This window comes from Lawsonibacter sp. LCP25S3_E2 (assembly GCF_052117285.1).
GTDB lineage: Bacteria > Bacillota > Clostridia > Oscillospirales > Oscillospiraceae > Lawsonibacter.
This window is the reverse complement of record NZ_JBQKJL010000009.1, coordinates 15,082-41,237: the sequence shown is the minus strand read 5'-3', so window position 1 is coordinate 41,237 and position 26,156 is coordinate 15,082. Positions and strand designations below refer to the sequence as shown.

Below are 26,156 nucleotides of genomic sequence, written 5' to 3'. Positions count from 1 at the left end.
TACTAAGTTAACTTAACTTACTTTATGGTTTCATTGTATCGATTGGTCGAAGTATTGTCAATAGTATTCTTGATTTTTGGTTATTATGACATTTACACTCTCTATTTCTTGTGCTCATTCACAAAAGAAGGAAAAGAGAGTTAAAAAAGCGAAGCGGAGCAGAAGAATCTGCTCCGCTTCGCTTTTCCGTTAAATGAGTTTAGTTTCTATTTCGCTCAGTAGTAATGCTCCAATTTCGGTATGCGCCATCCATTATAGGAAATCACATGGGCCGCTCCAACGGCGGTTCCGTAGTCCCCCAATTTTCCAAGACAAATATCCACATGGCGCCCCGCCTGCCTCATTCTGCGCTTTTTTGTGCTCTCACAAACCTTGTCGAAAAAGATGGGGCCGTTTTTTGTCAAGCCGCCGCACAGGACGATGGAATCCGGGTCCAATATATTGATCGCCATGGCAAGTGCAATTCCAATATAATCGGTCGCCCGATCTACAATAGAAAGTGCCGCCAAATCCCCCTGCTTCGCCGCATCAAACACCAGCTTTGCATCGATCTTTTCTCTGGCCCCGCCGCAAAGCTCGCTCATCAAAGTCGGAAGACCGCTGGCTACCGCATCCCGCCCCTGCAGCGCAATAGCCTCGCCCGATGCCACGGCCTCCAGGCAGCCGGAATTTCCACAGGCACACAGCGGCCCGTCTTTACAAACGGTAATGTGGCCAATCTCGCCGCTTGTGCCGCTGCTGCCCAAGTACAACAGGTCGTCTTGCAAAAGCGCCGCGCCAATTCCGTGGCCCATATTCACACACAGCACGGTACGGCTGCCGCTCCCTGTTCCATCGCCCAAACAGGCGCCTGCGCCCTTCCATTTTCCCTCCGCAAGGGCCAGCGCCCGGTTTGCGTTTTCCACAACGACCGGATAAGGAAGTTTCCGCTGCAGCCAGTTTTGAAGTGGGATATCACTCCAGCCGAAGTCAGGGGAAAACAGTACATGTCCCGTCTCTCCCTCGATCAGGCCAGGCATTGCCACGCCTACCCCCGCTAAGCGGTTGACATCCAGCTCCGCCTCTGCCAAGCTGCTTTGGATCAAGGTGCACAGTCGGTTTACGAATGCCTCTTCCGGCTGTACCGCACCCGTTTCAATTCTTGTCCCAAAAATTACCTTCTGTGCTAAGTTTAAAATCACCAGTCGAATGGCACTTCGTCCGATGTCCACACCCATGTAATATTCGCTGTCCGGGACAACACTCAGCAGTTCCGGCGGTTTTCCCCCGCTGCTCTTCCCTTTTCCCACCGTCTGGACCAATCCACGGCCGATCAAGTTCTCTGTGATCGTCATAACAGAGGGAATGCTCAACCCAATTCGCTTCGCAATGGCAGCCCGGCTGATGGGCCCTTCCAATATAATGAGTCGCATAACATTGCTCTTATTGGTAGACGGTCTCCTGCACCACTCCGATTTCAATTTTTTGGTCACATTTATCCCCCCATACAACCGACCTGCTTTCTTGAGATCCGCCATCTCTCCTGTCCCAGCCTCCTGCACGCATCTTCTAAACCCGCTTCCTGATGCGTCTTCTCTGGTCTCACCCAGAAGGTTTCCAGGACCCTTAGGAACTCCTTCGCCGGTCAAAATGCTTCTGTGGGGTTTATTATATCACAAAACCCGCAAATATTCAGCATAATCTCATTGGTTTATTGACGGGGAACAAGGGCAGAAGCAAGGAATCAAACCGCTGCATCGGCAGCAAACAAAACAGTACTCCGCACCCGTTGCCGCAGTGCAGAGTACTGTTTGAATTTTATTGCGCTCCTTGCGGATGGCTTCCAATGAAAGCCATGTTTTGCAGAAAAGAAGGATTTACATTGGGCCAAAAATATTCATCAGCATAGTCAGAATCAGCGCATTCACCACATCGATGATGACAGATCCGACCCCCGGAACTACAAAGAAGGCTGTGGGAGAGGGGCCCCATTTCTTGGTAAATGCCTGCATATTTGAAACGCCGTTTGGCATAGCACCCAGCCCAAAACCGCAGAAGCCAGTGACCATAACCGCCGCATCATAATCTTTGCCCAAAATATAATAGCCGACAAAGATCATAAAGAATACAATAAATATGACTTGCGCGGTCAGCGTTACCACCATGGGCAGAGCAAGGGATTTCAGCTCCCACAGTTTTAGTGACATGAGGGCCATGGAAACAAACATGGAGAGGCTGATATTACCAATGCAGTCTATTTCAGGAAGAGGAGTTTCAAATTTCTTAGTATATACACTGATATTACGCAGGACAACGCCCATCACCATACCGCCCACATAGGAAGGGAAGGTAATCCCCACCAGCTTCAGCGCCAAATAGATCAGGGTGCCGATGCCCATGCAGATGATGATCTGCTTTGCACCCAGCATCATGTTTCTTGCATTCAGCGGCAGGTCCTGCTCATGCGCAGCAGCCTGGGTAGGATCTTCCCGGCGCTTGGCGGCACCCTCCGCCAGGCCATGTCTGCGCACCAGGAAGTTGCCCACGGGGCCGCCGACCAGGCCGCCGGAAACAAGGCCAAATGTGGCAGCTGCCATGCCTACCAGCAGCGCTCCGTTACATCCATAGAGGCTCTCAAACATAGGGGCAAATGAGCCTGCCGTACCATGGCCGCCGGTCATGGACGCCGAGCCGGTACAAAGGCCCAGCAGGTAATGGATATCAAACACCTTCGCAAGTCCCAGTCCGATCGCATTTTGGAAGATGACCAGCAGCGTCAGCAGGACCGTAAAGCGCAGGGCACGTTCCCCGTATTTGAACAAAACCCGAACGTCACAGCTAAAGCCTACCGCCGTGAAGAAAACGGTCATAAACACATTCTGCAGCGTGGTATCCAGTTCAAACATCATCAGCCCTGAGCTATGGCCGATCAAAGTAAACAGGGAAAACAGCAGGCCGCCTACCACGGGGTCGGGAATACAAAGCTTCTCCAGAATCTTGACATACTTTTTTACAAAGCCACCAACGAACAGGACGATTACAGCAACTGCCAATGTCTGTATAATATCCAAGCGTATAACCATATACGTCTCCTCTCTTCCTCATTGATGATACATGTCAGCTTTTTAGAAACTTGTTTGCCATCGACGCGGCATTGCCGGAACCGGCGGTCTCAGCACTCCCCTTTATTCAAATAAGCCAGCAGCTGCTCTTTGGACATGTTGTCAATGCCCAGGTAAGCCAGGTTATAACGGCTGGTCTCAAAGAAGCTCTTCTTGTGCATGGCGCCAGCCAAAACGATCATGGAGTCGATGATCGGAGTGGGCACCCCGTAAGCCACGCCCAAATCATGATAGACCTTGCAGCCGATGGGCACATCCTCCGTCAGGTAGCGGTGATGAATACTGTTGGGGCCGGTATTGCCCTCGTTGGAAGGCTGGTCCAGGGGGAATACCACGTTGTCGTTGCCGTTTTCATCCAAGCCCATGTACTCCTGGGTCAGCACACTGCGCCGGGAGAAGAACATCTCATATTTGTAGGAGGGACAGCCCACACCAATGGCCTCGGCCAGAGCGATCTCCTCGTTGTAGAACTGGTACTGGACCTCGCAAATGGAGGGGCACAGGCCGTGGGAATACATGGAGTAGGTAGTCTTGTCGTGTCCGCAGAAGATCACGCCCCAGTTTTCCATGGTGGACACACCCAGGATGGTGGCCGGCACATGGATAACGGGGTTGACATTAGCAAAGTCCACGTCCAGAACGGTGTTTGCCACAGAGGGACCGTCACCGTTGGTCACTGCGTCCATACAGGGCAGGTACTTGGAAGACGCGATAAAGTCCTCTGTGTCCGTCATGGGCAAAGCCGCACCCCGCAGGGTAATGGCCCGGTATTTGGCGCTGACGTGGGGGAACTGGAACTTGCCGATGCTCTCAATGCGGGTGCCGTAGGGAGCGGAGGACCAGCCGCCTACAATGATCTTCTTGTCACACCCCATTTCCCGCATCAGGCGGCGCAGCAATAGGCAGCCGAAGTTGTCGGCAAAGATATGAATGACCTGACCGTCCTCCAGATGGGGAATCAAGGCGCGGAACATGGGCTCGTGCCCCCAGGAGCCGCAGGCCACTACGATGAGGCCGGCCCCCTTGACGGCCGCTTCCATGTCTGTGGTGACCAGATCAAAGAAAGCGCGGCCGGAGCGCTCGAAGCAATACTTGTTGCGCTGTACACCGTCCAGCAAAATGCCGGTCTTGTCCACATCCTTCAGAGAAGTGGCTGCAAAGGGCATGGTATCATAGAGACGAACCTCACGGCCAGCCAACTTCATATCCGCAGCGCAGGTCTTGCCAACCGCACCACCGCCTAAAACAGCGATGGGCATATCCTTCAAATAACTCATATCCTTCATATTGATCACTCCTCTTGTAAAATATGTCTATATTCGATGGGATTCGCCTTGCATTTTGAGTATACTGTGCTATAATTCATTTGTAAAACGAATTAAAATAATCGAAAACATCATAATTATTGATGGGTATTGATATGGAAGTAAGAAATATACAAACCTTTCTGAAAATTGTGGATCTGGGCAGCTTTACTGCCGCCGGAAATGCATTGAATTATGTACAGTCTACCGTCACCATGCAGATCCAGCAGTTGGAGCGGGAATTGGGCGCCCCACTTTTCGACCGCATCGGCAAGCACGTATTTTTAACCGAAGTCGGCAAGTCCTTTCTTCCCTATGCCAACCAAATCTGGAATTTGACCCAACAAGCCAGCACGCTCGGCAAGAACCCCTCACAGGTAGAGGGGGTCGTCCGTGTGGGCGCTCTGGAATCTTTGCTGTTCGGAAAGGTAATTGACATCCTGCCTCTTTATCAGGCCAAGTACCCCAATGTAGACATTCAGTTGAAAATGGGGCAGTCTGCCGAGCTGCTGGCCCTGCTGAAGCAAAATCAACTGGATCTTGCCTATGTGTCCACAGACCGGGGGGACGATACGGAGCTTTATTGCTCCTATCAAAAAAAGGCAAGCATTGTATTTTGCGCCACTCCCAGCCATCCCCTCGCCCAGCGGAACAAGGTATCTTTACGGGAAATTCTCTCTTATCCTTTAATTGTCACAGAATTATCCGGCATATGCTATGGCCGCTTGAAACAGCTGGCATACGATCAGCAGCTGTCTGTCCACCACTCCATCGTGGTAGACAGTACGACCTTTATTGCAGAGTATTTACGGAAAAATAATGGCCTTGCTTTTCTCCCGGAATACTCCGTTTACAAATATTTTTCCACAGGGAAGTTAGTGCGCATAGATGCCGATATTCCACAGCAGATTTATTACAGCCAGATATTCTGTCATAAAAACAAATGGATTTCACCTTCTATCGCCGGCTTTATTGACCTGATCCGGGGTACGGAACCGCAAGCAACATGAACAACCATTCCCGCTAAAATGATACTTTGTTTCCCCCTCAAACTGCAGCTCATAACCGCTCGTTTCGGGGTTGACTTTTCGTCCCGTAACCAACAAGCCGCTGAAATCTCTGATTTCAGCGGCTTTCTTTCCCCTTTGGCGTTTGGCCATATCTTGCCGTATCTTATCAGCAGGGTAAAAGCAATACCGTAGTGGATCACCACTACGGTATTGCTTGCCCTTGGACCGATCCAAGTCTTTTATCATGAGGGGAATTTCCAAACAAGTACAGTTACGGTTTGCAAAATTCCATCGCCGGCAGAAACACCTCTGTCAGGAGGAAAACGGTGCTGGGCGGTATTCACACGATGGTATTCAGCCTTTTTTCTTGTTCCGGTACTGTGAGATATACGGGTAGCTCACCGATATGACCATGCACAAGAACAGCACGATACAGATGGGCCGAGTGGTCATGGAAGCGAACACTGCAACCATAGAATTTCCATTCAACAGCAGAGCCTGAGACAAACCCGCCTCGGCAATGGGCCCCAGAATCAGGCCCAGTACGATGGGAACCACATTGTACTTGTACAGCTTCAGAAGGTAGCCGATGACGCCGAATACCAGCATGAGGAAAACATCTGACACGCTGCCTCGGATGGCATAGGTCCCGATCACACTCAGGAACAACACGAAGGCGTTTAGGATGTTTTTGGGCGCCAGGGTCACCCGAGCAAAATATTTAGCGCCCAAGATACCAATAGCCGCCATCATCACATTTGCGATAAACAGCGCACAGATAAAAGGATACGTAATCTCTTTCTCCGTTGTAAACAGGCCATAACCGGGGGTCAATCCCTGTATCGTCAGGGCAGACAGGAGCACAGCTGTGGTGGCGTTGCCAGGCACTCCCAAGGTCAAGGTGGGAATCAACGTTCCGCCTGTGACTGCGTTGTTGGCCGCCTCACACCAGGCGACCCCCTCTCTGGAACCATTTCCATAATCCGGATCTTTGGTAAACATGTGGCCGGTGTTGTGGGCGACATAGGACGCCACGTCACCGCCGGTTCCGGGGATAATCCCCACAATCAGGCCGATAACAGAAGACCACCAGTAGATCTTGGGGTATTTAAAAATGTCTTTCAGCGTCATCTTACTGCTCTTGTACTGGACCAGCGACTCCTTGCTGGCCACCTCCACAGGATCCTTCAGGGAGGTAAATACCTGAGACATGCTGAACAGGCCGATGACCACGGGGATCATCTGAATCCCGCCCATGAGGAAGGTGCTGCCGAAGGTAAAGCGGACACTCCCCTGGACTGGGTCAATGCCAATGCAGGCCAGCACAAGGCCAACGCACCCCATCATCAAACCCTTGATCACGCTCTTAGCGGTCAGAGAAGCAATGATGGTCAGCCCAAAAAGGGCCATCATAAACCGCTCCTGTGGGCCGAACTGGAACGCAAACCGGGCCAGCGGAGGGGCCAGAAACAGCAGGGCAATAACACTGACAATTCCGCCCCAGAAGGATGACATGGCAGACTCCACCAAGGCCTCGTGAGCTTTTCCCTTCAGCGTCATCGCATATCCGTCCATAGCGGTGGCGGCGGCGGCACTGGTGCCCGGCGTGTTGATCAGAATCGCGGAAATCGATCCGCCAAACATTGAGCCGCAATAGATAGCACCCAAAAATACCAAGGCACTGGTTGGGGAAATGGTGTAAGTCACCGGGATCAGAACCGCGATGCCCATTGTGGGGGTAAAGCCCGGAAGGGCGCCCACAATAATGCCCAAAATCGTGCCAACCAGAGCAAAAACCAGGTTTCCTGGTGAAAAAGCGGTGGCAATATAGCCTAAAATCTCAGTCATAGGGTGCCTCCTTTAAATCAGAATTCCTCTGGGAAAACGGATACCAAGAAGGGAGAACATGGCGAACAGGAGCACAGAGAAAATAACGGTCACCACAATATCCCGAATATAATGTTTTTTATCCTTGACCGGCTCAAAGATCAAGATAATGATGGCGGTAAAGACCATAGAGGAAACCAGAAATCCCACCCGCGAGAGAAGGAAAATCCAAATTGCAGTGAGTGCAGTAAGCATCAGACCGCGCTTGATTTGCCCTGGGTTTAGAGGAAAAACCGCCGTCTGGCTCTGTTCCTGCTTCCACTTTACGCCGGAGATCACAATATTTGCAGCAGACAAAACCATTCCGGCCATGCAGATGATCCGCGGCCAAAGGGCTGCTGCCGGCTGGAGTTGACCGCTATAGACGTAAAACAGCGCGAAGAAGGCCAGCACCACAATCCCGGTGATAAAATTTCGTTTATTCAAAGGTTTCACCTCAAAGATTTAAAATAAAACTGGACCGGACCGCCCCCAAACAGGACACAGCCGGTCCAGCACCGTGATGGTTTTACTGAAGTGCCTCCAGAATGGGAACTGCCAGTTCTGCAGCATTCTTCACCTGCTCGGCAAACTCCTCATGGCCCGCGTATCTGTGCATGAAGTTGGACTCTGCAGCAGCAGCCAGGAACTCTTCGTCCTCCAGGGTAGCTTTGACCGCTGCGTCAAAGGCTTCCACATAGGCCTCGTCCACACCCTTCATGTAATAGAAGCCGGCAAACGCATTGGTCTCGTAGCCCTCATAGCCCAGTTCTGCCAGGGTCGGCACATCCTCGAAGCCAGGCGTGGTGGACTTGGTGCCCAGATTGATCACCGGACGAATATCAGACCGGCCAGTCAACTCAGACTCACTCACAGAATAGGACATCACATGGCCGCCCATCACCGCCGTATAGCAGTCAGCCGTACCGCCGGTGAAGGGAACGCTGAGGGCATCCAGACCCTCGCTGTCCAAGAAGGAGGCAAAGGCTACATGGGCAATGCCTCCGTTGCCGGCATTGGCATAAGTGAACTGGCCGGGGTTCTCCTGAATGTAGGTCAGAACGGACTGCCCGTCAGGGAACTGGTCATTCTCACCGGAAACCGCCAGATAGAACGGGTCGGCTGTGATCCGAGAGACGGGCACCAGATCGTCCACGGTATAGGTCGTCTCCCCGCTGGCGGGACGGTAAACCGTAGGAGTAGGCAGGCTGAACAGAATGTTGCTGCCATCCGCTGCTTGGGAGATAAAATCCGTGGTGCCAATCACGCCAGAAGCACCGCCAGCGTTATTGATGACTAAGGTAGCACCCAGGTGCTTCTCCAGATAGGGTTGGATAAAGCGCATCTGGATATCTGTATTACTGCCCGCGTTAAAGGGGACCGTGACCGTAATGATGTCAGGGAACTCCACCTGGGCAGCTGTGCCGGATGCACTGGCACTGGTACCGGCTCCAGCGCTGGTGCTGGAAGTTCCGCTGCTCGAAGTTGCATCGGACCCGCCGCCGGCGGAGCAAGCAGCCAAAGAAAAAATCAGCGCAGCAGACAGTGCAGAAGAAATAAACTTTTTCATAATGAAATCCCTCCTAAAACCGCTCAAGCTTTTTCCGTACTGGGTGCGTCATCGGTGTAGCGCTTCCGGAAGAGTTTTTTGATTTCCGCGATGGGCGCATCCCGCTCAATCAATTCCCGCATTACTTCCTCGTCCGGAAGAATTTCTTGACACTTTTTCAGCACATAGGCAGCATGCTGAGGGGGAACGGCACAAATTCCGGAGTCATCGGCGATGATCAAATCGCCGGGATTAATCTGAATGCCCGCCAGCACCACAGGGCCATTGATCTCAATGGCTTCGATGCGGCACTTGCCGGTTTTCGGGGTAACGCCCCGGCACCAGGTAGGCATCTGATACTTCCGGATTTCACCCACATCACGGACGGCGCCATCAATTACGACTCCCTCCAGCCCCCGGATCTTGGCCGAGACGAAGGACTGTCCTCCCATGCTGCTCATATCTGTCATGCCGCCTGCATCCCCCACCAGCACATCGCCAGGTTCTGCCAGGTAATTGACTTCCCGTGAGGCCATCTTGATGAAGTCGTGGTCCATCAGGCCCTTGGTTGTGGTCTTTTCAATGGGGATACTGCGCAGCGTCACGGCAGTACCCACAATTAAATGGCCCGGTTCAATGGGCTTCAGCACAGAAGCAGGTATCACCTTATTGTAGCCCAAAGCGTCCAGAATGTCGCTGACCGTTCCCGTCAGATCGTCCTCCAGTGCTTTAAACCCATCGATAATTTCCTTTGGCACGCGGGGGAACTTAATCATTTTGATATTTTCCTTGTCGATCACGCCCCAGATACGTCCCGCCGCCTTATATTCCTCATACTCGGCAGCAACTTTTGGATCCATCATATCAAAAACTCCCTTTCGCTTCCGGTAAAGTCAACAGATCGTCTTATTTGTACCGCGCCCGGAACAGGGGACGCAGCTCAGAAATGGGTGCTTTGGTCTCAATCAGCTGGCGCATCCGCTCCTCGGAGGCAGCGATCTTCAAGCACTCCTCCAGCACCGGCTCCGCCAGTTCATAGGGGACAATACATACGCCGGAGTCATCCGCCACCATCAAGTCACCGGGCATGACCAATTTACCGCACAGGGTGACGGGGCCGTTCATTTCGATGCACTCCATGCGGAACTTGCCTGTGATCTGGGTCGTCCCACAGCTAAATACAGGATAACCCATTTCCCGGATGGAGGATACATCCCGGCAGCAGCCGTTGACAATGTTTCCGGCAAAGCCGCAGCTCTTGCCCACGGTGCAGCTCTGTCCACCCATGTTGGATACTTCTAAATTCCCGCCAAAATCGGACACCAGTACATCACCCGGCTCACCAAGGTAGTAGATGTCTCTGGTGGACATGGCAATGAAATCGTGGTCGTGGGCTCCTTGTGTGGGAGTCTTGCGCACCGGAATGTTCCGGATCGTCACAGCCGGGCCGCAGATCTTGCTGCCCGGAATCACCGGCTTCAGGTATGAGGTGGGGATGGCCCCGTCAATTCCATAGCCGTCCAGAACATCGGAGACAGTTGTGCTCATGTCTTCCATGGACAGGTACCCATCAATGATGTCTTTGCTGACACGGGGGAACTTGATCCGGGTGATTCGCTCCCGTGGGACCAGGCCCCAGATGCGTCCAGCCGCCTCGTACTCCACATAGTCTTTGTCCCGCTGGGCGCGTAGCGCGGCGATTTCCTCATTTGCTTTTTCTACCTGTGTGATATCCATAAGCCATGCTCCTTTTTGCAATATTTCTAAATAGGAAACCTATTTTCTAATCAAAGGATATCACATCGTCAAAAAATATTCAATATATACAACAAAGGATAAAAAATTTCGTATATATTAAACATTTATAACGGGAAGTTTTTAATAAAATCCCCCACACTGTTTCCTATCAGGAAATTAGGTGGGGGTGTGTTTCCCATATATTAAAGAGAATTTCCGATCGCACCACTGCTCAGATCTTTGGACATTTCCTTTGCTATTTCTTTCACCAGAAAAATGTAGCGTTCCAGTTTGGCCTGATCTACCCGCGCCCTGGGCGCGCCGATGGAAATAGCCGCCCAAACCGTTCCGGACTCATCCCGAATGGGAGCGCCGATGCCAATGGTCTCAATGCTCAGCTCCCCATCGCTGATCGCATATCCCTGTGCGCGAATTTTGGCGTACTCCTCCAAGAGTTCATCTGGAGAAATGATCGTGCGCTCGGTCAGCGGCGTAATGGGTTCCTCCATCAGGCGCCGGCGGATCACCTCATCCCCCTGGAATGCGCCCAAAACCTTTCCGTTGGCCCCGGCGTACAGGGGACGCTCCTGTCCCACATTGCCCGCCACCCGGACGGCCTGGAGGCTCTCCTCCCGATAGACCAAATTTGCTTTTCCGTCAATCAGCATACTGAAGGAGGCATTCTCCCCAGTGAGGTCCCGCAGGCGCGCCAGATATGGTTTCACCATTTTGGACAACCCGATATGATCCTCATAGGTTTTTCCCAAAATATATACTACCGGTCCCAAGGTATATTTTCGGTCTACCGTTTGAGCGGCCAACCCACATTTGACCAGGGCAGCTAAAAGTTTACACGTCCCACTTTTCGTACAGCCGATTTTTTCTCCCAGCTCAGTAACACTGTGAACATAGGGAACCTGACCGAGTAACTTCAGCAATAAGACCGTTTTCTCACCAGAGGTCATACGGCACCCTCCCTCGCATTCTTTCTTTTGCTATTGTAGCCAGAGCTTTGATCCATGTCAATCATCCTTGTGTAACGGAAAGGCGCCTTATGTCGTTTCTTGATGTTTGAACTGAGCTTGACTCAGGGCCCAAAAGCAGTGCAGAATATACATAAATCCTTTTAATTTTTTGTGCTTAAATGCCAAAGTCTTGTCAACAGCAGGGCACGGCTCGTCTTTTTTCGATTTTTACCATCGTCCGGAGTCAGCAATCGACAGAAAAGTGATGCACAGGTGACGCAACGGTCATATAATAACGGTAACTGCTATAATATGGACAAATGCCATCCAAAAAGGGGGCCTTTCCTATGGAAGCTACGTTTACGGTAAGGGCATATTTGCTGCAAGCTCCGCGCATCGAATGCAACGGAGAAGAAATACCAATCCGCCTTAAGCGGGCAGCCGCAGTTCTTTACTATGTCATTGTAAAGCAAAATGCTGCCAGAGAAGAATTGGCCGCCTTGATTTGGCCGGAAGAAAATTCCGAGCTGGCTCACCGTCATCTTCGGGACATTCTCTATTATCTGGGAAAGCAGTTTACCTTTAAACTAATCGTTCCCCACGGCCGCAGCAACTTAAAGTTCAACCCTGAGATCCATTTAATTTGTGATGTCGCACTGTTTCAAGCAGGAACTGGAATTGACCACTACGGCGGAGATTTTCTAGATGGCTTCACATTGGACGACGGGGCCGCCTATGAAGAATGGGTCCTAGAAATGCGCAGTTTTCTGCGCGATCAATATTTACAGCGGCTGGAACAGATGGCAAAAACCGCCCAGGCGGAACAGCAGATGGAGTCCGCAGAACAATACTGGAACCTGTATTTAAAGGAAGAGCCTCTCTCTGAATCCGCCGCAGCCGCTCTGATGAGCCTGTACCGCACACAGCGGAACTTCAATAAAGCCGCACTGGTTTACCGACGGCTCCATGGAGCGCTGGCCGATTACCTTGGAATTTCACCGCTGAAAGAAACATCCGCGCTCTATCGCACCATTATGTCCGAGTGGAACGACTGCGCCTGCGCCAAAGATGACCAGGTGGAGGAACTCCTGATCGGCCGTCAAGCGCTATTTGAGCACCTTTCAAAATGTTTCAACACCAAAAAAAGTTTTTCCATGGTCCTGCAGGGTGAGGCGGGTGTTGGGAAAACACACCTGCTGAATCATTTGCTCAATCACGCGGTCAGAGAACCTTGGGTCACCATCACCGCTTCCTGCTATAAATCAAAGAAAGATGACCCGCTTTATCCCTGGCAGGCCATTATGCTCTCCATTTCAAACCTGATCGCCAGCAAGAAAATTTCCGTACCGGAACAAACCTTACCGCTGGCTGCTACCCTCTTTCCGGTGCTGGCACCAGCCTCTGCAGTGGACAGCACAAACATAAAATACCCCTTCGGGGTCGACCTGGAATATGACAGCATTGTATCCATTTTAGCGGCAAGCTCCGCTTGCGCTCCGTTGTTGCTGGTATTTGAAGACATTCAGTGGATGGATCGGGCCAGCCTCAATTTATTAGACCAGACCTTGCACAAAATATCCCCATCGCGGGTATTGGTTGCAGCCACCTGCCGCCAGCCTGCCGATAAAAATGTGACTGCCTTTCTTGACTCAGCTCAGGAGGACCATTTGCTGCAGAGATATACCCTGCAGCCCTTCACGCGGGAAGAAACCATGCAGTTTATGGAGCAATCAGAAGCCAGAACCTTTTCATCCGACCTGAAAGAGCGAATTTATCAGGACACGCAGGGAAATGTATTTTTATTGACTCAACTGATCAACAGTTTGCTGGAGCAAGGTTGTCCCTCCATTATGCCCAGCAACATGAACGATATTGTGTCCTACCGTCTTTCTGGTCTCAGTGCAGAGGGACAGCAGGTGCTGAACCTGGTCGCCATGTTTCCGGATGCCGCGCCCTATGAAGTTTTGGAACACATCAGCAACAAGGCGCCGCTGGACCTGCTTTATATCTGCCAGGAGCTTTGCAGGCGGTCTATTCTGGCGGAGCTTCAGGATGGCGGCCAGTTATCGTTGGTCTTTGCACAGCCCGAATTTCGGGATCTGGTCTACGCACAAATTCACCCGCTCAGCCGGAGAATCATCCATCTGAATATCGCCACCGCGCTGACCCACTTCACCTCCATGCAGGTGCCCGGCTTAACGTCTCAGATCATCTATCACTACCAGCAGGGAGGCGATAAGCGCAACGCCCTGCGGTATCAGATCAAGTTTCTGGGGGCATATACCTATTATCACTATGCGCTGGTATCATGCTCGGATTCCGCAGATGATCCAATGCCCAACACAGACACGCAGGCAATGAAACATTTTCAGAAGGTGGAAAAAAAGCTTGCTGAGCTAAAGGCCGTCTCATCGGATCCCGAGCTTGACCAGATGGAGAACGATATTTTGTACGCAAAGGCCTGCTTTTGTGTCTTCAAAGGGTTTTACGAAGCAGGGGTGGAAGCCCTCCAAACCATATTGGCCAAACCGGCCGTGGACCCGGTACTGCAGGAGCTTGCACACGAGCAGATGATGTACTATGGAATTCAAACCTATAACACCGCCATTTTCCGCGCACATCTGTCTTCCGCGTTGGATCTGACCAGAGGAAAAAATCCCACCCGCTACGCGATCAACCGGCGCTATTACGGGTACTTGCTTTTCATGGAAGGAAGCTACGAGGAAAGCCGCATCGAGCTGAAGCATTCTCTTGAACTTCTCCGCAGCGCTTTTTCCAGGGGATTGGATCTGACGCTGCAGTCCTCCTACGCCTACAACTATATCGGTGAGGCATACCGCAAAGAGGGACATTACGAGCAGGCCATGGAATGCTATCAGTGTGCAATCCGGGAGCTGGAACAGTTTGGTGTCTTTTCGTGGGTATCGGTTTTTTATACCAACTGTGCTCATGCTGCCTTTGCCGCCAAAAAGTACCAATGTGCCAGAACTTTGCTGGAGCAGGCGGAGAAGCATTCCTCCTATATTCAGGAACCGGGCGGACATCGCACCATCGCCTACTCCTACACGGCGCTCTATGCGTTTTCCGAGGGCAAGGATGCAGAAGTATGCCGCCTTCTGCAGCAGGCAAAGCGATTTGCAGATGCGCTGCAATCCCCCTATGAACAGGGGATCGTGTGGATGTGCAAAGCGATCATACGGCGGCGCTGCGACCAAATTTCCGAGTCCCACCCGGCAGTCAGCGAATTTCTCAACCGCCCCTACGCCGAGTATCTGTCCTATAGTCAGACACTGCTGGCAGGGAAGGCCGGCCGTTTTGAACAGGAGATGCTGGAGGCCCTGGCACAAGGAAACGATGAAATCCTTCGCGGCTTCTGGCAATTTGGCGGTTCATCACACTAGATGACGCAGAACTGACGGAACTTCTCTATACTAAGGCGCAAGAAGAGAGAATTTGTCAACAAAACCATCTTCCTGCCGATGCCATTGCGGAGGCGAGGATGGCACAGCCGCCCGTTCTCTCTCAAAAGATTGAAAACGTGTTTGAAAGGTGGAGAAGTTTATGACATCGATTTACCTGGTTCTGGCAATCTACATGTGCATTCTGTTTGGAATCGGCGTGTATTGCACCAAGAAGAACCAAAATGTAACTGACTTCCTCCTGGCAGGTCGAAGTCTGGGCGTAGTGGCCGCAACACTGACGATCACGGCCTCTTTGTTTGGCGGCGGACTGCTGACCGGCACCGCCCAGTACGCCTATGAGTCAGGACCCATGATGTATGTCTACGGCGGGACCCAGGGCATCGGATTATTCCTGGCGGCACTTTTAGTGCACAAAATGGCCAATTTTTCCAATTACGGGACGGTGACTGAGTACTTGGAGTGGCGCTTCAACAGCAAATTCCTGCGCACCGCGGCTTCCTTCCTGTCTATGATCGCCCTGATCGGTATTTTGGGCGGCCAGGTTTCCGCTGTGGTAGGAATCATGAACGCGCTGGGCTTTACCAACACCATGTTCTGCACCTTGCTGGCCATGGCCGTTATTATTGCCCTGACCGCCATGGGCGGCCTGATGGCCGTCACCATGACCGACTGTTTCCAAATTATTCTTGTTATCATTGGCGTGATTTGGATCTTCTTCACCGCCTTAGGCAACCACGGCGGTTTTGATGGAATCAATGCCTCGCTTGCGGAAATGGCCTCTACCCTGCCCGAGGGGTTCAACGTATTTATGAACGGCTCCAAGGCAACGACCTTGGCCTGGATGATCCTGCCCGGCATTATGTATGTCATTATTGGCCAGGATATCTACCAGCGGCTGTTTGCTTGTAAAGACGACAAGACCGCCGTTAAGGCTTCTCTGGCTTCCGGCGCTCTGGTGATGGTCATTTCCATGATGCCTGTAACCCTCGGTTTGATGGCCCGTATCGACTTTCCGGAGCTGGCGGCCAACGGTACCACCGCTTCTGCTTTCGCCACCTTGGCCATGGCTACTCTGCCTTCCTGGGGCGTTGGCATCATCATGGCCGCCGCTTTGTCCGCGATTCTTTCCACGGCAGATTCTCTGCTGAGCGCAGCCTCCTCTCATTTTATGAATGACTTCTGGATGTGCTATATTGCAAAGGATGCAGATCCCAACGACAAAAAACTGCTGTGGGTCTCCCGTATCTTTACGGTTGTTGCTGGTGTTGCGGCAGTGGTAATCTCCTTGATGATCCCCAGCATTCTGGATGCCTGCTTCTACTCTTACTACATTTACACCGGCGGCGTGTTCGCCCCCATTGTATTTGGTGTATTCTGGAAAAAGACAACGAAAGAGGGCGCCATTGCAGGCCTGCTGTTCGGTGCGATGTTTGTGGTTTTGTCCCTCACCGGAATTGTCAATATGGGCGGCATCCCCGGCGAGCTGTTCAGCGGTGTTGTTTCGGCCATTGTGCTGGTGATCGTCTCGCTGGCCACGGCCAACCGCCACAAGGATACGGCCGCGAGCTGACCGCTCTCTATTTGTCAACTATTTCACTGGAAAAGAGGTACTCATACTATGCTGATCAAAGGGGATGCACAGTTAATCCGTGAGGTCCTGGTGGACGATTGCCGCATTTCACTGGAAGAATTTGTTGCAGTTGCCCGTTACCATGCAAAGGTCCGCTTTTCGGATGCGTACTGCCAGCGTGTGCGAAACAGTCGCAGGATTTTAGAGGAGCGTATCTCTGACGGCGTCGGGATTTACGGTGTCAACACCGGTTTTGGAGACAATGTCCGGTACCGCATCAGCGAGCATGACATGGTTCGTCTTCAGGAGAACATTATCCGCAGCCACGGCTGTTCGGTTGGGCGATTATTGGAGGAAGAAGAAGTCCGCGCCATGCTTTTACTGCTGATCACAAATATTGGGAAGGGATATTCTGCCACGCGCTTTGAGATCGTGGAGCAAGCACGGCTGTTTCTCAACGAGGGGATTTACCCCTATGTCCCCGCAGAAGGTACGGTAGGGCAGCTGACCTGCCAGCCCTATATGGCAATCACACTTTTTGGCGAAGGGCGTATCATCGACAAGGGTGAGGCCCGCCCTGCCGCGGAAGTTCTGGCAGAACACAACATCGCTCCCATTCAGATCAGTTTCCGGGAAGGCTTGGCTTCGCTGACCAACGCCAGCGGCTCTGTGGGAACGGCAATGTTAGCCATATATGACTATGTGATGGCGGTACGCCATGGAGATTTGTGCGCAGCCCTGGTCTGTGAAGCACTTCAAAGCACCGATAAACATTTTGATCCTCGGCTCATGGCCGGGAAGGGGCACAAAGAACAGATCGCGTCCGCGGAATATCTGCTCAAGCTGCTGAAAAACAGTGAAATTGTAGCAGACGCGCGAAAGAGTCATATTCAGGACAGCAGCAGTATTCGAATCATTCCGCATGTGCAAGGCGTGGCAAAGCGTATGGGGGAGCAGGCCTACCAGGCAATGATGGAAGAATTCTACGCCGTATTTGATAACCCCATATTTCTTCCCGACGGCACAGCACTCATGGGTTCCAACTGGGATGCCACCATGATCGAAGCATATTGTGACAGCCTGTGTCTGGGAGTAATGAACCTGGCCAAGCTGTTTGAGGTACATATGGAGCGTATGGTGACACCTACCCTCAGCGGACTGCCTGCGTTTCTGGTCAAAAACCCCGGTCTCAATAACGGATTTATGCTGGTCCAATATTCTACACTGGGTCTTCTGGGGGATATCCTGCTGCTTGCCAATCCGGCCGGCGCCTTTAACGGCGCGGTCAGCGCAGGCCAGGAGAGCCCGCTTTACCGGGACGAAACCGCAGCCCGCAAGCTGCGCACGGCAGTCAGAAAACTGGAACATCTCATCTCCCTGACGATGATGACCGCTCTGCAGGCACTGGAATTCCGGACCCGCGCCATGTCTCCCATTACGCAGAAGCTGTACGATGAGGCACGCCGTACGGTTACCTTTATGGAAAATGATGATTTGATGTATGAGCGGATCGAAGCAATGGAAGCGTTGGTCAAGAGCAATCGTCTGCTGCAGCTGGCTCAAGAGTTAGCAGGGGACTTTGTCTTCTAACGTTCTCCGGACCATTTCAATCACAAAGCGGCTATCGGACAAGATAGCCGCTTTTCTTTTGCTTCGCCTAGCCAATGGGAAGGCAAGTGCTGTCATACACCAGCGGCAACACTTATCGATCATCGTCCCCACCGAAGACCGTAGGGCGGAATGCGGCAGGGGACCATCCCGTCTTTCCCTCACTTGCTCAAATCTTGATACGTTGGCTTTGGCTCCTCCAGCAATTGGGGATTGGTTTTCCCCACCTTGAACTTGTAGCGGAGATCTGCCGCAAAGAGCAATAAATAGAGGGGCAGAACCAGCCACGCGGTGAAAATTGCAAGAACCAGGGAAACGGCGAACACGATCAGAGCATTGATCCCCCGGTTCATGTGGATCACAATGTCCCAGTGCGGCCCCAGCAGTTTTGTACACAGACCCATGCAGAAAAACCACGTAAAGTACAGGGCCGGGCTATACGCCTGAAGAGAAGGGGTATCATATTGAGGGCCCACAAAGGCAAACAAAATCGAGAGCAGCAGCACCGCAAAACAAATTTTATGCATTTTACGTAAGCGAAACAGGGGATTGGTGCCGTCTTCCCCGTAATACCAGCGCTGAAAAGTTCCGTTCATATTCATTTCCTCCTTATATTCCAAATCGTTCCAGGAAGCTGGATTGGTTTATGCTGTCAGTATAGCACCGGGGGCGGCAATCGTTTTTCATTAACTGTAGAAAGGACGCTTCCCGTCCGATTTGATATAGAAAAGCAGCATGGACACCTGCTTTGGTGTCCATGCTGCTTTCAAATTTTATCCGGGTCGGCTTACAGGTTTTTTATGTTAGAAAATAGTTTTCCCCAATCAACGCCCAATTTTCCCATGATCCATAGATTTACCACAAACAGAATGAGAATCTGTACCGCCATGGCCAGGATACCTACCAGCAGGCCAGAATCATCGCTCACATATTGCATGATATTCGCGCCGCAGAAGAAAAGCAATCCAAATTGAAACGCTTTGCTCCGGGAGAACCCAAACCACCATTCACACTGGGCTTGCTGCATTTTTTGCATTCCGAAACAAAGCAGCGTGATGGAAACAAAAAAAAGGAAAAACAAAAGGAGGGAAGCAATGGATACCAGCATTCCAACCCCCGGAACACGGGTGAACAAATCAACGACTTTGCTCAACAGATGGCCCAAAAACTTTGTGTCCATCTGCTTGAGCATCCAGTACAAGCAAGCAATCACTCCAAGGGCAAACAGGTTTCGTCCCTGAACGGTGACCTGGGCCATCTCCCTTTGCATCTGAGCCCGTTTGGCCTCCTCCGCCTTTCTGATTTCTTCCGCGCGCCGGGCAGCCTCTGCCCGTCTGGCCTCTTCCGCACGGCGTTCTTCTTCTGCACGGCGGGCCTCTTCCACTTTTCGCTGTTCCTCGGCCTCCTGCTTCAGTTGGGCACAGCGCTGGTCATAAAGAGCGCGGGCATTGGGAAATCCCACATTCTCGGCCCGCTTCAGCCAGCTCAGGCCTTTCACCGGCAGGTAGGGAACCCCAATTCCTGTGGAATACCGGGCCGCAATTTCTACCATGGTCTCGCCACCGCCGGTTTCTGCTCCCTGGGCCAGATACTTTTCCGCAGCGGCAAAGTCCTTTTTTACGCCGGTACCCTCTATGTAACAGCGGCCCAGAAGGAAGGAAGCCTTTGGCAATCCGCAGTCCGCCGCGTTGCGCAGCAGCTGAACGGCACGTTCATTCTGGCCCTGTTCCAAAAAGAGCTGTGCCAAGGTAAGGCAGGCCTCATCCTTTCCCTGCTCCGCCGACATCTCCAGGTAATGCATTCCTTCTTCTTTGGAACCAGGGTCCTTCAGGAAATAGCATCCCACCTGATACTGTGCCTCAGGATCTCCCTCCTCCGCGGCCAAACACCAGTCGGGCAATGTATCCGGAGTAAGTTCCCCCACGGGGCCATGGGCGGCAGAACCGGTATCGTCCAGCAGTCTGACCGCCTCGGGATGGCCCTGAGCCGCCGCCCGGCGCAGCCATTTTTCCGCCTCGGCACCGTTTTGCTCGACCCCCTCTCCCCGTTGGTAACACAGAAAAATTTGATACTGAATTTCCGGGTCGTTCTGATCCGATTCCAGCAGCTCCTCAAAACGCTCTACCAGATTCTCTTCCATCTTTTCTGTCTCCTATCTCCTGTCACACAGGTGCTTTGCCGTCCGCAGCGGCGTTCTCAAAACATTCCATACCTGTTGTGGCGGTGTTTGTCCATCGATCCACCGGGACCTGCCGGCTCTATACAGCCGTACACAGGTCCAGTCCCCCTTTACAGCTTTGATTATAGCCAGTTCAGTAGCCGGCCGTCAAGCAGATTGACGGTCAGGCCACCTGCTTATCCGTTTTGTTCCATGCAAAGTGTATAAGTCTCCTGTCAAAATGCACAGCGCCACCGGGAACTCAAAGAACGGGGGTGGAACGGCAAAACTGTCAGCCGCCAGAGAAGCCCCTCCGGCCGGAGGGCCGTGGCCTGCCTTGTGGCCAAACCTGCTGTTCTCCGCCGGAGGCTCCGGCCACGGAACTCAAATCAAGCCGTTGATTTGGCAGAGGATCACCGCAGTCTCTGCACGGGTGATTCCAGATGCGCCGTGGAACGAACCGGTCGTATCTCCTGTCACCAGGCCCGCCCGGTACCACCGGTAGACCACGCTGCCATAACGCTCCCCTTCCTTCAGGTCGGGGATGGCTCCGTCCGGAACCTCCCGCTCCGGCGCCAGGCGGGAGGCGGGAACGGCCTGGTCCAGGATCTCCACCATCTGAAAACGCGTGGCGATATCCTCCAGTTGGTCCAGCTCGTACTTCCCTGCAGGCAGCAGTCCGTTGTCTAAGCAGTACTGGTAATACGGTGCATACCACAAACCATCGCCCGTCTGAGGCAGGGTCCCGTTGTGCTCCTGACTGTGGATCTGATAGGCCAGAACCATCACCTGAGCCAAGGTCAACTGGCCCTCGGGATCAAAGGTGTTTCTTCCGGTGCCCGTCATCAGGCCGGCCTGGGATACTTTTTCAATGTAGGGCGCCCCCCAAAAGCCGGGCGTTACGTCCCAAAAATGGCTGGAACCGGAATTTGTCTGGGACCCGGACTGCGTACCGGACTGAGAGCCAGATTGCGTGCCGGACTGTGTGCCAGACTGCGTGCCGGACTGTGTGCCAGACTGCGTGCCGGACTGTGTGCCAGACTGCGTGCCGGACTGTGTGCCAGACTGTGTGCCAGACTCGGTACCGGACCCGATGCCGGACAGAGAACCGGACTGGAACAAGGTGCCGGAATCCACATCCAGGGCGAAGAACACCGGGGCAGAGTTATGGGTGGTATACCACACCACACGGGAACCGGCCAGAATGGGCTGGCAGTCCGACAGGGAACCTTCGGCGGTTTGGACCGATCCAATCTGTTGGCCGTCCCCATCAATAAAGGCATAGCCGATTTGGCTGCCGGGCCGGGCAAACCCATAGGAGTCCGTCTCCAGAATATCCCACAGGATCAGGAAACGGCGGTCTGAGAGTTTGACCAAAAAGGGCGTACCGGCTGACTGGCTTCCGCCTTGGACATAATCGGTTATTGGATGAGTCTGTGTACCGGAGAAGCGTTCTTGATCCGTGACGGTCACCACCACATTGCGCACGCTGTGGTCCTCCACATAGCCGGTCTGAGGAACCGTACTCATAACCGTCAGGTAGTTGGAACCGGAATCTGCCAGTCCGCCCAGGCTGGCCCCGGTATAGTTGTAGTTGGTGCTGCTGGCGGTGAAACTCATGACCTTTTCGTTTTTTACCCGCCAATTGACGAAGGTATCGTTCCCGGCAGGCAAATCATACCGGATCAGCATGGCACCCCGCGGGATGGCATCCCCGTGGTTCAAGGTCACGATTCGGCCCTGCTGGTCCACCAGAATAAACTGGTTAAAGGAGTGGCTCACATAGCCGGCACTGATGTTGGATACCTGGAATTGGGAATCGGTCACGGTCATATCCGACTGCCGCAGACTGAAGGTCAGGTTGGCCTGGTGGTTGAGGCCATCGGAACTGGTATACATCTCGTGGCAGGTCTGGACGTATAACATGCCATTGTACTCCGTGCACCGCAGGGACCCGGCGTCAAAGGGGATACTCGTATTGCAGCCCCGCAGGCTGGCCTGATCCAAACGGTTCCAGTCCTTGTCGTATTTGACGACCCGGATCACCTCTGTGCTGTCCTGCTCGGACGGATTGGACTGGCCGAATACCAGGAAGTTGTAGCTCACGCCGGCATAGAACCCGCCGAACAAGGGCAGCTCCATGGGCACGGTGTCCGCCGTCATCAGACGAAAGTCCTGGTCATATACCTCCACCGCCACCGAGTGGTCCAGCGCCTCCACTCGGGTGTAGCCGCCATCGGAACGGGCATACAAATAGGATTTCACCGTGTTGGCATGGTAGGCGTAATAGGCACTGTCCCCCAGGTTATCCGTCTTTGCCGCCTGGGCGCTGGGGTCCCGCTCCACCGGGTGCTCCTGGACGGCATCCAGCTTAGGGATGCTCTGTGTATAAGTATCCCCACAGCGGGTGCAGGTGAAGGTGCGCTCTCCGGCTTGGGTGGGCGTGGCAGGACGGGTAATCTGATCGGTATACTCATGTCCCAGCGCGGGGAAATCCCGTTGGATCTCCTTTTCTCCGCACAGGGTGCATACATAGTAGTTGGAGTCGCCTTCCTCACAAGTTGGAGTTTCCTTGTGGTACGTCAGGTGGTGCTTCCCGCCGGGATTTTCCGGGCAGTTATAGGATTGAATCCGGCCGGTCAGGATATTTTTTGCGGTCTGTTCGGCGTAGTAGGTTCCGCCCACCACACGGGCATAGCTGCGGCCGAAGGAATCGATGCACTCCCCCGAGGGCTCATTTCCGGTGAGGGCCTGGTCCTCTTTGTCAGGCTCCGGGGTTTCCTCCGCCGCGGGCGGCTGCTTGGGGATGGCTTCGGTGTAGGTGTCATGGCAGCGCAAGCAGGTAAAGGTCATTTCCCCCTCCTGCTCCTGGGTAGAGGGAAGGGTGACCTCCCCCTGGTAGTCATGGCCAAAGGCAGGGGGTGCCTCCATAATTTCCGTCTCCATACACAGCTGGCAGACATATCCCTGAAACCCCTCTTGCGTACAGGTGGGCTTGGTATCTGAGAACTTCAAGTCATGCTTGCCGTCCGCCGCGCTGTCACATGGATAGGTGGAAATCCGGCTGGTGTATACGTGGTCCTGTGTCTTTTCCGCATAGTAGGTGCCTCCCGGTATCCGCTCGTAGCTGCGGCCAAACGCATCCAGTTTGCCGGCAGCCTGTGCGGGAGCCGCCGCCAGGCTGCAGATCAACAGCAGGGCCATCGTGCCGGGCAAAACTCGTCTTGTCGTATGTTTCATGGTGAAATCCTCCTTATTTCTAAACTCGCTTCGTTTGTTACAACTACAGTATAAGGTCTGGCTCGGTTTTGTTTTTTCATTTACTGTAGAAAGGAAGGGTTCTGCACCATATCTTTGCCGGTCCAAATCAAAAGGCGGGAGAAGCCCTCCCGCCTTTTGGTCCTGCCAGGTTCTGCAGGCCGGAAGCTCCGCCTGAACGCTCAGCCGGGTCCGCCGTCCTACCGTTCCCCTAACTCAGCCAAATGCTCCCGTGCACGCTCATTGCCTTGGCTTGCCGCTTTCCGGTACCAGAACAATGCGCTTTCCCGGTCTTGTTCCACCCCGGTGCCATCCCGGTAACAGTTTCCCAACACACACTGGGCATTGGTAAGGCCCTGTTCGGCAGCCTTTCGGATCCAGAACACTGCCTGCTCATTGTCATGTTCCACACCCCAGCCGTTTCCATAGCACAATCCCAGGCTGTATTGTCCAGGCGGGTTGTTCCCCTCGGCCGCTTTCCGGTAATGGACCGCCGCCTGAAGATCATCCTGCATAACACCTCGGCCGGATTGATAACACAGGCCCAAACTGTAGTGGGCCCTCACCTCCCCCTGTTCCGCCGCCTTTTGGAACAGGGCAAAGGCCTTGTCATCGTCTGTCTCTACCCCCAAGCCGTAGTAATACAGCCCGCCCAGCATGACCTGTGACCCTGCGTGTCCCTGTTCTGCTGCCTTCTGGTACCAAAATGCAGCCAGGGCATAGTCCCGGTTTACACCTTGGCCATCGTAATAACAATCACCTAAGAGGGCCTGCGCCTCCATCATTCCTTGTTCCGCAGCCTTTTGGTAGCAGGCGGCCGCCAGCGCATCGTCCTGGCCGACCCCCAGACCATTCCGATAGCAATTACCCAGGTTCTTTTGGGCATGGGCCGATCCCTGGTCCGCCGCCTTCTGAAACCATTCTACCGCTTTGACATAATCCTGCTCCACATTTCTCCCGGTGTAGTAATAGACGCCGATTCGGTTTTGCGCCTCTGCATCGCCCTGCTCCGCATGGACCAAATCCGCAGAAAAAGCGTCCTGGTTGTGGCCAAGCAGGCCCGAAACCAGCTCCTGGACCCGTTCTTCGGCGTAGAACTTGCGGTCGGCATCCTCCATTCCCGCCAGCTGGGCCCGCTTCAGCCAGCTAAGGGCTTTTCCCATGTTTTTGGGAACATCCTTCCCCAGCTTATACCGCCTGGCCAGAGCCAGCTTGGTCTCCCCATCTCCCTGTTCCGCCCACTGTATCAGCAGGCGTTCCGCTTCCTGAGGATCCTGCTCCAGCCCCAGACCCCTGGCATAGCACTCAGCCAGCAGCTCCAGGGCTTTGGACTCTCCGCAGTCTGCCGCATTGCGCAGCATGGGAACGGCCTTGTTATGATTTCCCTCCTCCAGGCGCAGCTGCGCCAGTTTCAAACAGGCCCTGCCATCTCCGGCCCATTTCGCCGCCAGCGTCAAATAATGAATGGCCTCCGGACGGCTGCCCCAGCCTGGATGCTCCAGGATATAACATGCCACCTGGTACTGCCCCTCGGGATCCCCTTCCTCCGCGCGCAGGCACCAGTCGGGAAGATTATCCTCGGTGATGGCCTGCAAATCGGTCTGCACGTCCGGGGCGGCAAACAGCGCCATGGCAGCCGGGTGTCCCTGCCCCGCGGCCCGGCGCAGCCATTTCTCCGCCTCTGTCCCGTTTTGCTCCACGCCTTCCCCCCGCTGATAGCACAGGCCGATCTGATACTGTACTTCCGGGTCATTCTGATCAGATTCCATCCATTCTTCAAAGCGGCTCATCAGATTCTCTTCCATCGGTTTCTCCTCCTTCCCGCCGGAGAGGCTCCGCCTCATCCCTGCCGGCTGCTGTATGTTCCCACCCGTCACCGTCGTCCTGCCAATTGAGGACGACCAGGCTCATGTCGTCACTGGTCCGGCGGGCAAAGGTCCCCTCCAGATTGTCCTGGATCGCCTGGCTGATGACGGATTCCTCACCGTCCCGGAGCCAGCCCGCCAGCGTCTGGCAGGCCGGAGCGGGCGTCCTGTCCGCATAGCGGTACAGGCTGTCCGCCGTGCCGTCACTCATCAACAGCAGGGTGCCCGGCTCCATCCAGGTGCCCCGTCTCAGCCGTAGGTGCTGCTGCGCATCCGGTCCGGTGATAAAATAAGTCTCGTTTTGGTACTCCCCATTTTCCGGCGGGCTGAACACCGACAGGGTATGGCTCTGTTCCAGCACCATGACACCATCGCCCAGGTGGCCGGCCAAAAACCGGCCATCCCGGTGTGCGGCACAGAACAGCAGCGTGCTGGCCAATTCATAGATGGGGGGCTCCAACCGGCCCAGTGCCTCCACACAGCCGGAAATCACTTCTGCTGCAAGCGCTGTATCGTCCAGCTCCCACAAGGTCTCAAAGTGCTGCGTCATCTGGTGCGCCACCGTCTTTGTAACACACCGCGCTCCCAAATGGCTGTTGTTCCGGCTGCCCGCTCCATCCGCCAGGGCGCAGCAGATGATCCCATCCCCCCGCAGGACCGTCACATGGTCCTGACAGGGGACGTTTTCCTGTCTGTGGTGCCGTCCGGCGGCTGCCGCCCAGCTCACTTTATACTCCATGGGT

Annotated in this window: 18 protein-coding genes; 4 read left to right on the top strand and 14 right to left on the bottom strand. The window is 53.7% G+C overall.

The genetic code is table 11. The features are described from left to right. Window positions 1–215: 215 nt before the first annotated feature. The 3 genes from ACTQ3R_RS09490 to ACTQ3R_RS09480 form a co-directional block, all read right to left on the bottom strand. Entirely contained in the window at window positions 216–1,412 is a 1,197-nt protein-coding gene (locus ACTQ3R_RS09490) for an ROK family transcriptional regulator (protein WP_441778889.1), read from the bottom strand. Window positions 1,413–1,856: 444 nt separating this feature from the next. Then, window positions 1,857–3,062 (bottom strand): sodium/glutamate symporter, encoded by a 1,206-nt coding sequence (gltS, locus tag ACTQ3R_RS09485; RefSeq protein ID WP_441778888.1) that lies wholly within the window; start codon window positions 3,060–3,062, stop codon window positions 1,857–1,859. 89 nt (window positions 3,063–3,151) lie between these two features. Further along, window positions 3,152–4,387 carry an NAD/NADP octopine/nopaline dehydrogenase family protein gene (locus ACTQ3R_RS09480; protein ID WP_441778887.1) on the bottom strand — a complete coding sequence of 412 codons (1,236 nt, stop codon included), beginning with the start codon at window positions 4,385–4,387 and terminating at the stop codon, window positions 3,152–3,154. Window positions 4,388–4,521: 134 nt separating this feature from the next. Here ACTQ3R_RS09480 and ACTQ3R_RS09475 point away from each other — a divergent pair, with 134 nt between their 5' ends. Then, window positions 4,522–5,415 (top strand): LysR family transcriptional regulator, encoded by an 894-nt coding sequence (locus ACTQ3R_RS09475; RefSeq protein ID WP_441778886.1) that lies wholly within the window; start codon window positions 4,522–4,524, stop codon window positions 5,413–5,415. A 354-nt stretch (window positions 5,416–5,769) separates the two neighbouring features. Here ACTQ3R_RS09475 and ACTQ3R_RS09470 read toward each other — a convergent pair whose 3' ends face one another. The 6 genes from ACTQ3R_RS09470 to ACTQ3R_RS09445 all read right to left on the bottom strand — a co-directional run bounded on the left by ACTQ3R_RS09470 (window position 5,770) and on the right by ACTQ3R_RS09445 (window position 11,532). Next, window positions 5,770–7,263, bottom strand: coding sequence for a tripartite tricarboxylate transporter permease (locus tag ACTQ3R_RS09470; protein WP_441778885.1), 1,494 nt, complete (start codon window positions 7,261–7,263; stop codon window positions 5,770–5,772). Between the two features lie 12 nt (window positions 7,264–7,275). Continuing rightward, window positions 7,276–7,728: a tripartite tricarboxylate transporter TctB family protein gene (locus tag ACTQ3R_RS09465; protein ID WP_441778884.1), complete on the bottom strand. Its 453-nt coding sequence runs from the start codon at window positions 7,726–7,728 to the stop codon at window positions 7,276–7,278. A gap of 82 nt (window positions 7,729–7,810) precedes the next feature. Then, window positions 7,811–8,851 carry a tripartite tricarboxylate transporter substrate binding protein gene (locus ACTQ3R_RS09460; protein ID WP_441778883.1) on the bottom strand — a complete coding sequence of 347 codons (1,041 nt, stop codon included), beginning with the start codon at window positions 8,849–8,851 and terminating at the stop codon, window positions 7,811–7,813. 23 nt (window positions 8,852–8,874) lie between these two features. After that, the gene (locus ACTQ3R_RS09455; RefSeq protein ID WP_441778882.1) at window positions 8,875–9,693 is read right to left on the bottom strand and encodes an RraA family protein; all 819 of its coding nucleotides are present in this window, start codon (window positions 9,691–9,693) and stop codon (window positions 8,875–8,877) included. Between the two features lie 43 nt (window positions 9,694–9,736). Then, window positions 9,737–10,567, bottom strand: a complete 831-nt coding sequence (locus tag ACTQ3R_RS09450; RefSeq protein ID WP_441778881.1) for an RraA family protein — start codon at window positions 10,565–10,567, stop codon at window positions 9,737–9,739. Window positions 10,568–10,770: 203 nt separating this feature from the next. After that, window positions 10,771–11,532 carry an IclR family transcriptional regulator gene (locus ACTQ3R_RS09445; RefSeq protein ID WP_441778880.1) on the bottom strand — a complete coding sequence of 254 codons (762 nt, stop codon included), beginning with the start codon at window positions 11,530–11,532 and terminating at the stop codon, window positions 10,771–10,773. Between the two features lie 347 nt (window positions 11,533–11,879). On the opposite strand from ACTQ3R_RS09445, the gene ACTQ3R_RS09440 reads away from it, so the two are divergent. The 3 genes from ACTQ3R_RS09440 to ACTQ3R_RS09430 all read left to right on the top strand — a co-directional run bounded on the left by ACTQ3R_RS09440 (window position 11,880) and on the right by ACTQ3R_RS09430 (window position 18,114). After that, a complete protein-coding gene (locus ACTQ3R_RS09440; RefSeq protein ID WP_441778879.1) occupies window positions 11,880–14,933 on the top strand; it encodes an AAA family ATPase in 3,054 nt (1,017 codons plus the stop codon). 160 nt (window positions 14,934–15,093) lie between these two features. Continuing rightward, on the top strand, window positions 15,094–16,524 hold the full coding sequence (locus ACTQ3R_RS09435; protein ID WP_441778878.1) for a sodium:solute symporter family protein: 1,431 nt from the start codon (window positions 15,094–15,096) through the stop codon (window positions 16,522–16,524). Window positions 16,525–16,572: 48 nt separating this feature from the next. Then, window positions 16,573–18,114, top strand: a complete 1,542-nt coding sequence (locus ACTQ3R_RS09430; RefSeq protein ID WP_441778877.1) for an HAL/PAL/TAL family ammonia-lyase — start codon at window positions 16,573–16,575, stop codon at window positions 18,112–18,114. Window positions 18,115–18,293: 179 nt separating this feature from the next. Here the strand turns inward: ACTQ3R_RS09430 and ACTQ3R_RS09425 are convergent, their stop codons facing one another. The 5 genes from ACTQ3R_RS09425 to ACTQ3R_RS09405 form a co-directional block, all read right to left on the bottom strand. Next, complete coding sequence (locus ACTQ3R_RS09425) at window positions 18,294–18,728, bottom strand: hypothetical protein (protein WP_441778876.1); 435 nt, start codon at window positions 18,726–18,728, stop codon at window positions 18,294–18,296. A gap of 191 nt (window positions 18,729–18,919) precedes the next feature. Next, window positions 18,920–20,272, bottom strand: coding sequence for a tetratricopeptide repeat protein (locus ACTQ3R_RS09420; RefSeq protein WP_441778875.1), 1,353 nt, complete (start codon window positions 20,270–20,272; stop codon window positions 18,920–18,922). A gap of 402 nt (window positions 20,273–20,674) precedes the next feature. Further along, entirely contained in the window at window positions 20,675–23,530 is a 2,856-nt protein-coding gene (locus tag ACTQ3R_RS09415) for an S-layer homology domain-containing protein (protein WP_441778874.1), read from the bottom strand. A 218-nt stretch (window positions 23,531–23,748) separates the two neighbouring features. After that, window positions 23,749–25,353, bottom strand: a complete 1,605-nt coding sequence (locus ACTQ3R_RS09410) for an SEL1-like repeat protein (RefSeq protein WP_441778873.1) — start codon at window positions 25,351–25,353, stop codon at window positions 23,749–23,751. Beyond that, a complete protein-coding gene (locus ACTQ3R_RS09405) occupies window positions 25,325–26,152 on the bottom strand; it encodes a PP2C family serine/threonine-protein phosphatase (protein WP_441778872.1) in 828 nt (275 codons plus the stop codon). The genes ACTQ3R_RS09410 and ACTQ3R_RS09405 overlap by 29 nt, the downstream gene beginning before the upstream one ends. Window positions 26,153–26,156: the final 4 nt, after the last annotated feature.

What these genes read in the sequence shown, in the direction of transcription:
- ACTQ3R_RS09480 (WP_441778887.1), bottom strand. Translation starts at nt 4,387, where the DNA reads ATGAAGGATATGAGTTATTTGAAGGATATGCCCATCGCTGTTTTAGGC.
- ACTQ3R_RS09410 (WP_441778873.1), bottom strand. Translation starts at nt 25,353, where the DNA reads ATGGAAGAGAATCTGATGAGCCGCTTTGAAGAATGGATGGAATCTGAT.
- ACTQ3R_RS09470 (WP_441778885.1), bottom strand. Translation starts at nt 7,263, where the DNA reads ATGACTGAGATTTTAGGCTATATTGCCACCGCTTTTTCACCAGGAAAC.
- ACTQ3R_RS09450 (WP_441778881.1), bottom strand. Translation starts at nt 10,567, where the DNA reads ATGGATATCACACAGGTAGAAAAAGCAAATGAGGAAATCGCCGCGCTA.
- ACTQ3R_RS09475 (WP_441778886.1), top strand. Translation starts at nt 4,522, where the DNA reads ATGGAAGTAAGAAATATACAAACCTTTCTGAAAATTGTGGATCTGGGC.
- ACTQ3R_RS09435 (WP_441778878.1), top strand. Translation starts at nt 15,094, where the DNA reads ATGACATCGATTTACCTGGTTCTGGCAATCTACATGTGCATTCTGTTT.
- ACTQ3R_RS09425 (WP_441778876.1), bottom strand. Translation starts at nt 18,728, where the DNA reads ATGAACGGAACTTTTCAGCGCTGGTATTACGGGGAAGACGGCACCAAT.
- ACTQ3R_RS09455 (WP_441778882.1), bottom strand. Translation starts at nt 9,693, where the DNA reads ATGATGGATCCAAAAGTTGCTGCCGAGTATGAGGAATATAAGGCGGCG.
- ACTQ3R_RS09405 (WP_441778872.1), bottom strand. Translation starts at nt 26,152, where the DNA reads ATGGAGTATAAAGTGAGCTGGGCGGCAGCCGCCGGACGGCACCACAGA.
- ACTQ3R_RS09445 (WP_441778880.1), bottom strand. Translation starts at nt 11,532, where the DNA reads ATGACCTCTGGTGAGAAAACGGTCTTATTGCTGAAGTTACTCGGTCAG.
- ACTQ3R_RS09415 (WP_441778874.1), bottom strand. Translation starts at nt 23,530, where the DNA reads ATGAAACATACGACAAGACGAGTTTTGCCCGGCACGATGGCCCTGCTG.
- ACTQ3R_RS09490 (WP_441778889.1), bottom strand. Translation starts at nt 1,412, where the DNA reads ATGCGACTCATTATATTGGAAGGGCCCATCAGCCGGGCTGCCATTGCG.
- ACTQ3R_RS09430 (WP_441778877.1), top strand. Translation starts at nt 16,573, where the DNA reads ATGCTGATCAAAGGGGATGCACAGTTAATCCGTGAGGTCCTGGTGGAC.
- ACTQ3R_RS09460 (WP_441778883.1), bottom strand. Translation starts at nt 8,851, where the DNA reads ATGAAAAAGTTTATTTCTTCTGCACTGTCTGCTGCGCTGATTTTTTCT.
- ACTQ3R_RS09440 (WP_441778879.1), top strand. Translation starts at nt 11,880, where the DNA reads ATGGAAGCTACGTTTACGGTAAGGGCATATTTGCTGCAAGCTCCGCGC.
- gltS (WP_441778888.1), bottom strand. Translation starts at nt 3,062, where the DNA reads ATGGTTATACGCTTGGATATTATACAGACATTGGCAGTTGCTGTAATC.
- ACTQ3R_RS09420 (WP_441778875.1), bottom strand. Translation starts at nt 20,272, where the DNA reads ATGGAAGAGAATCTGGTAGAGCGTTTTGAGGAGCTGCTGGAATCGGAT.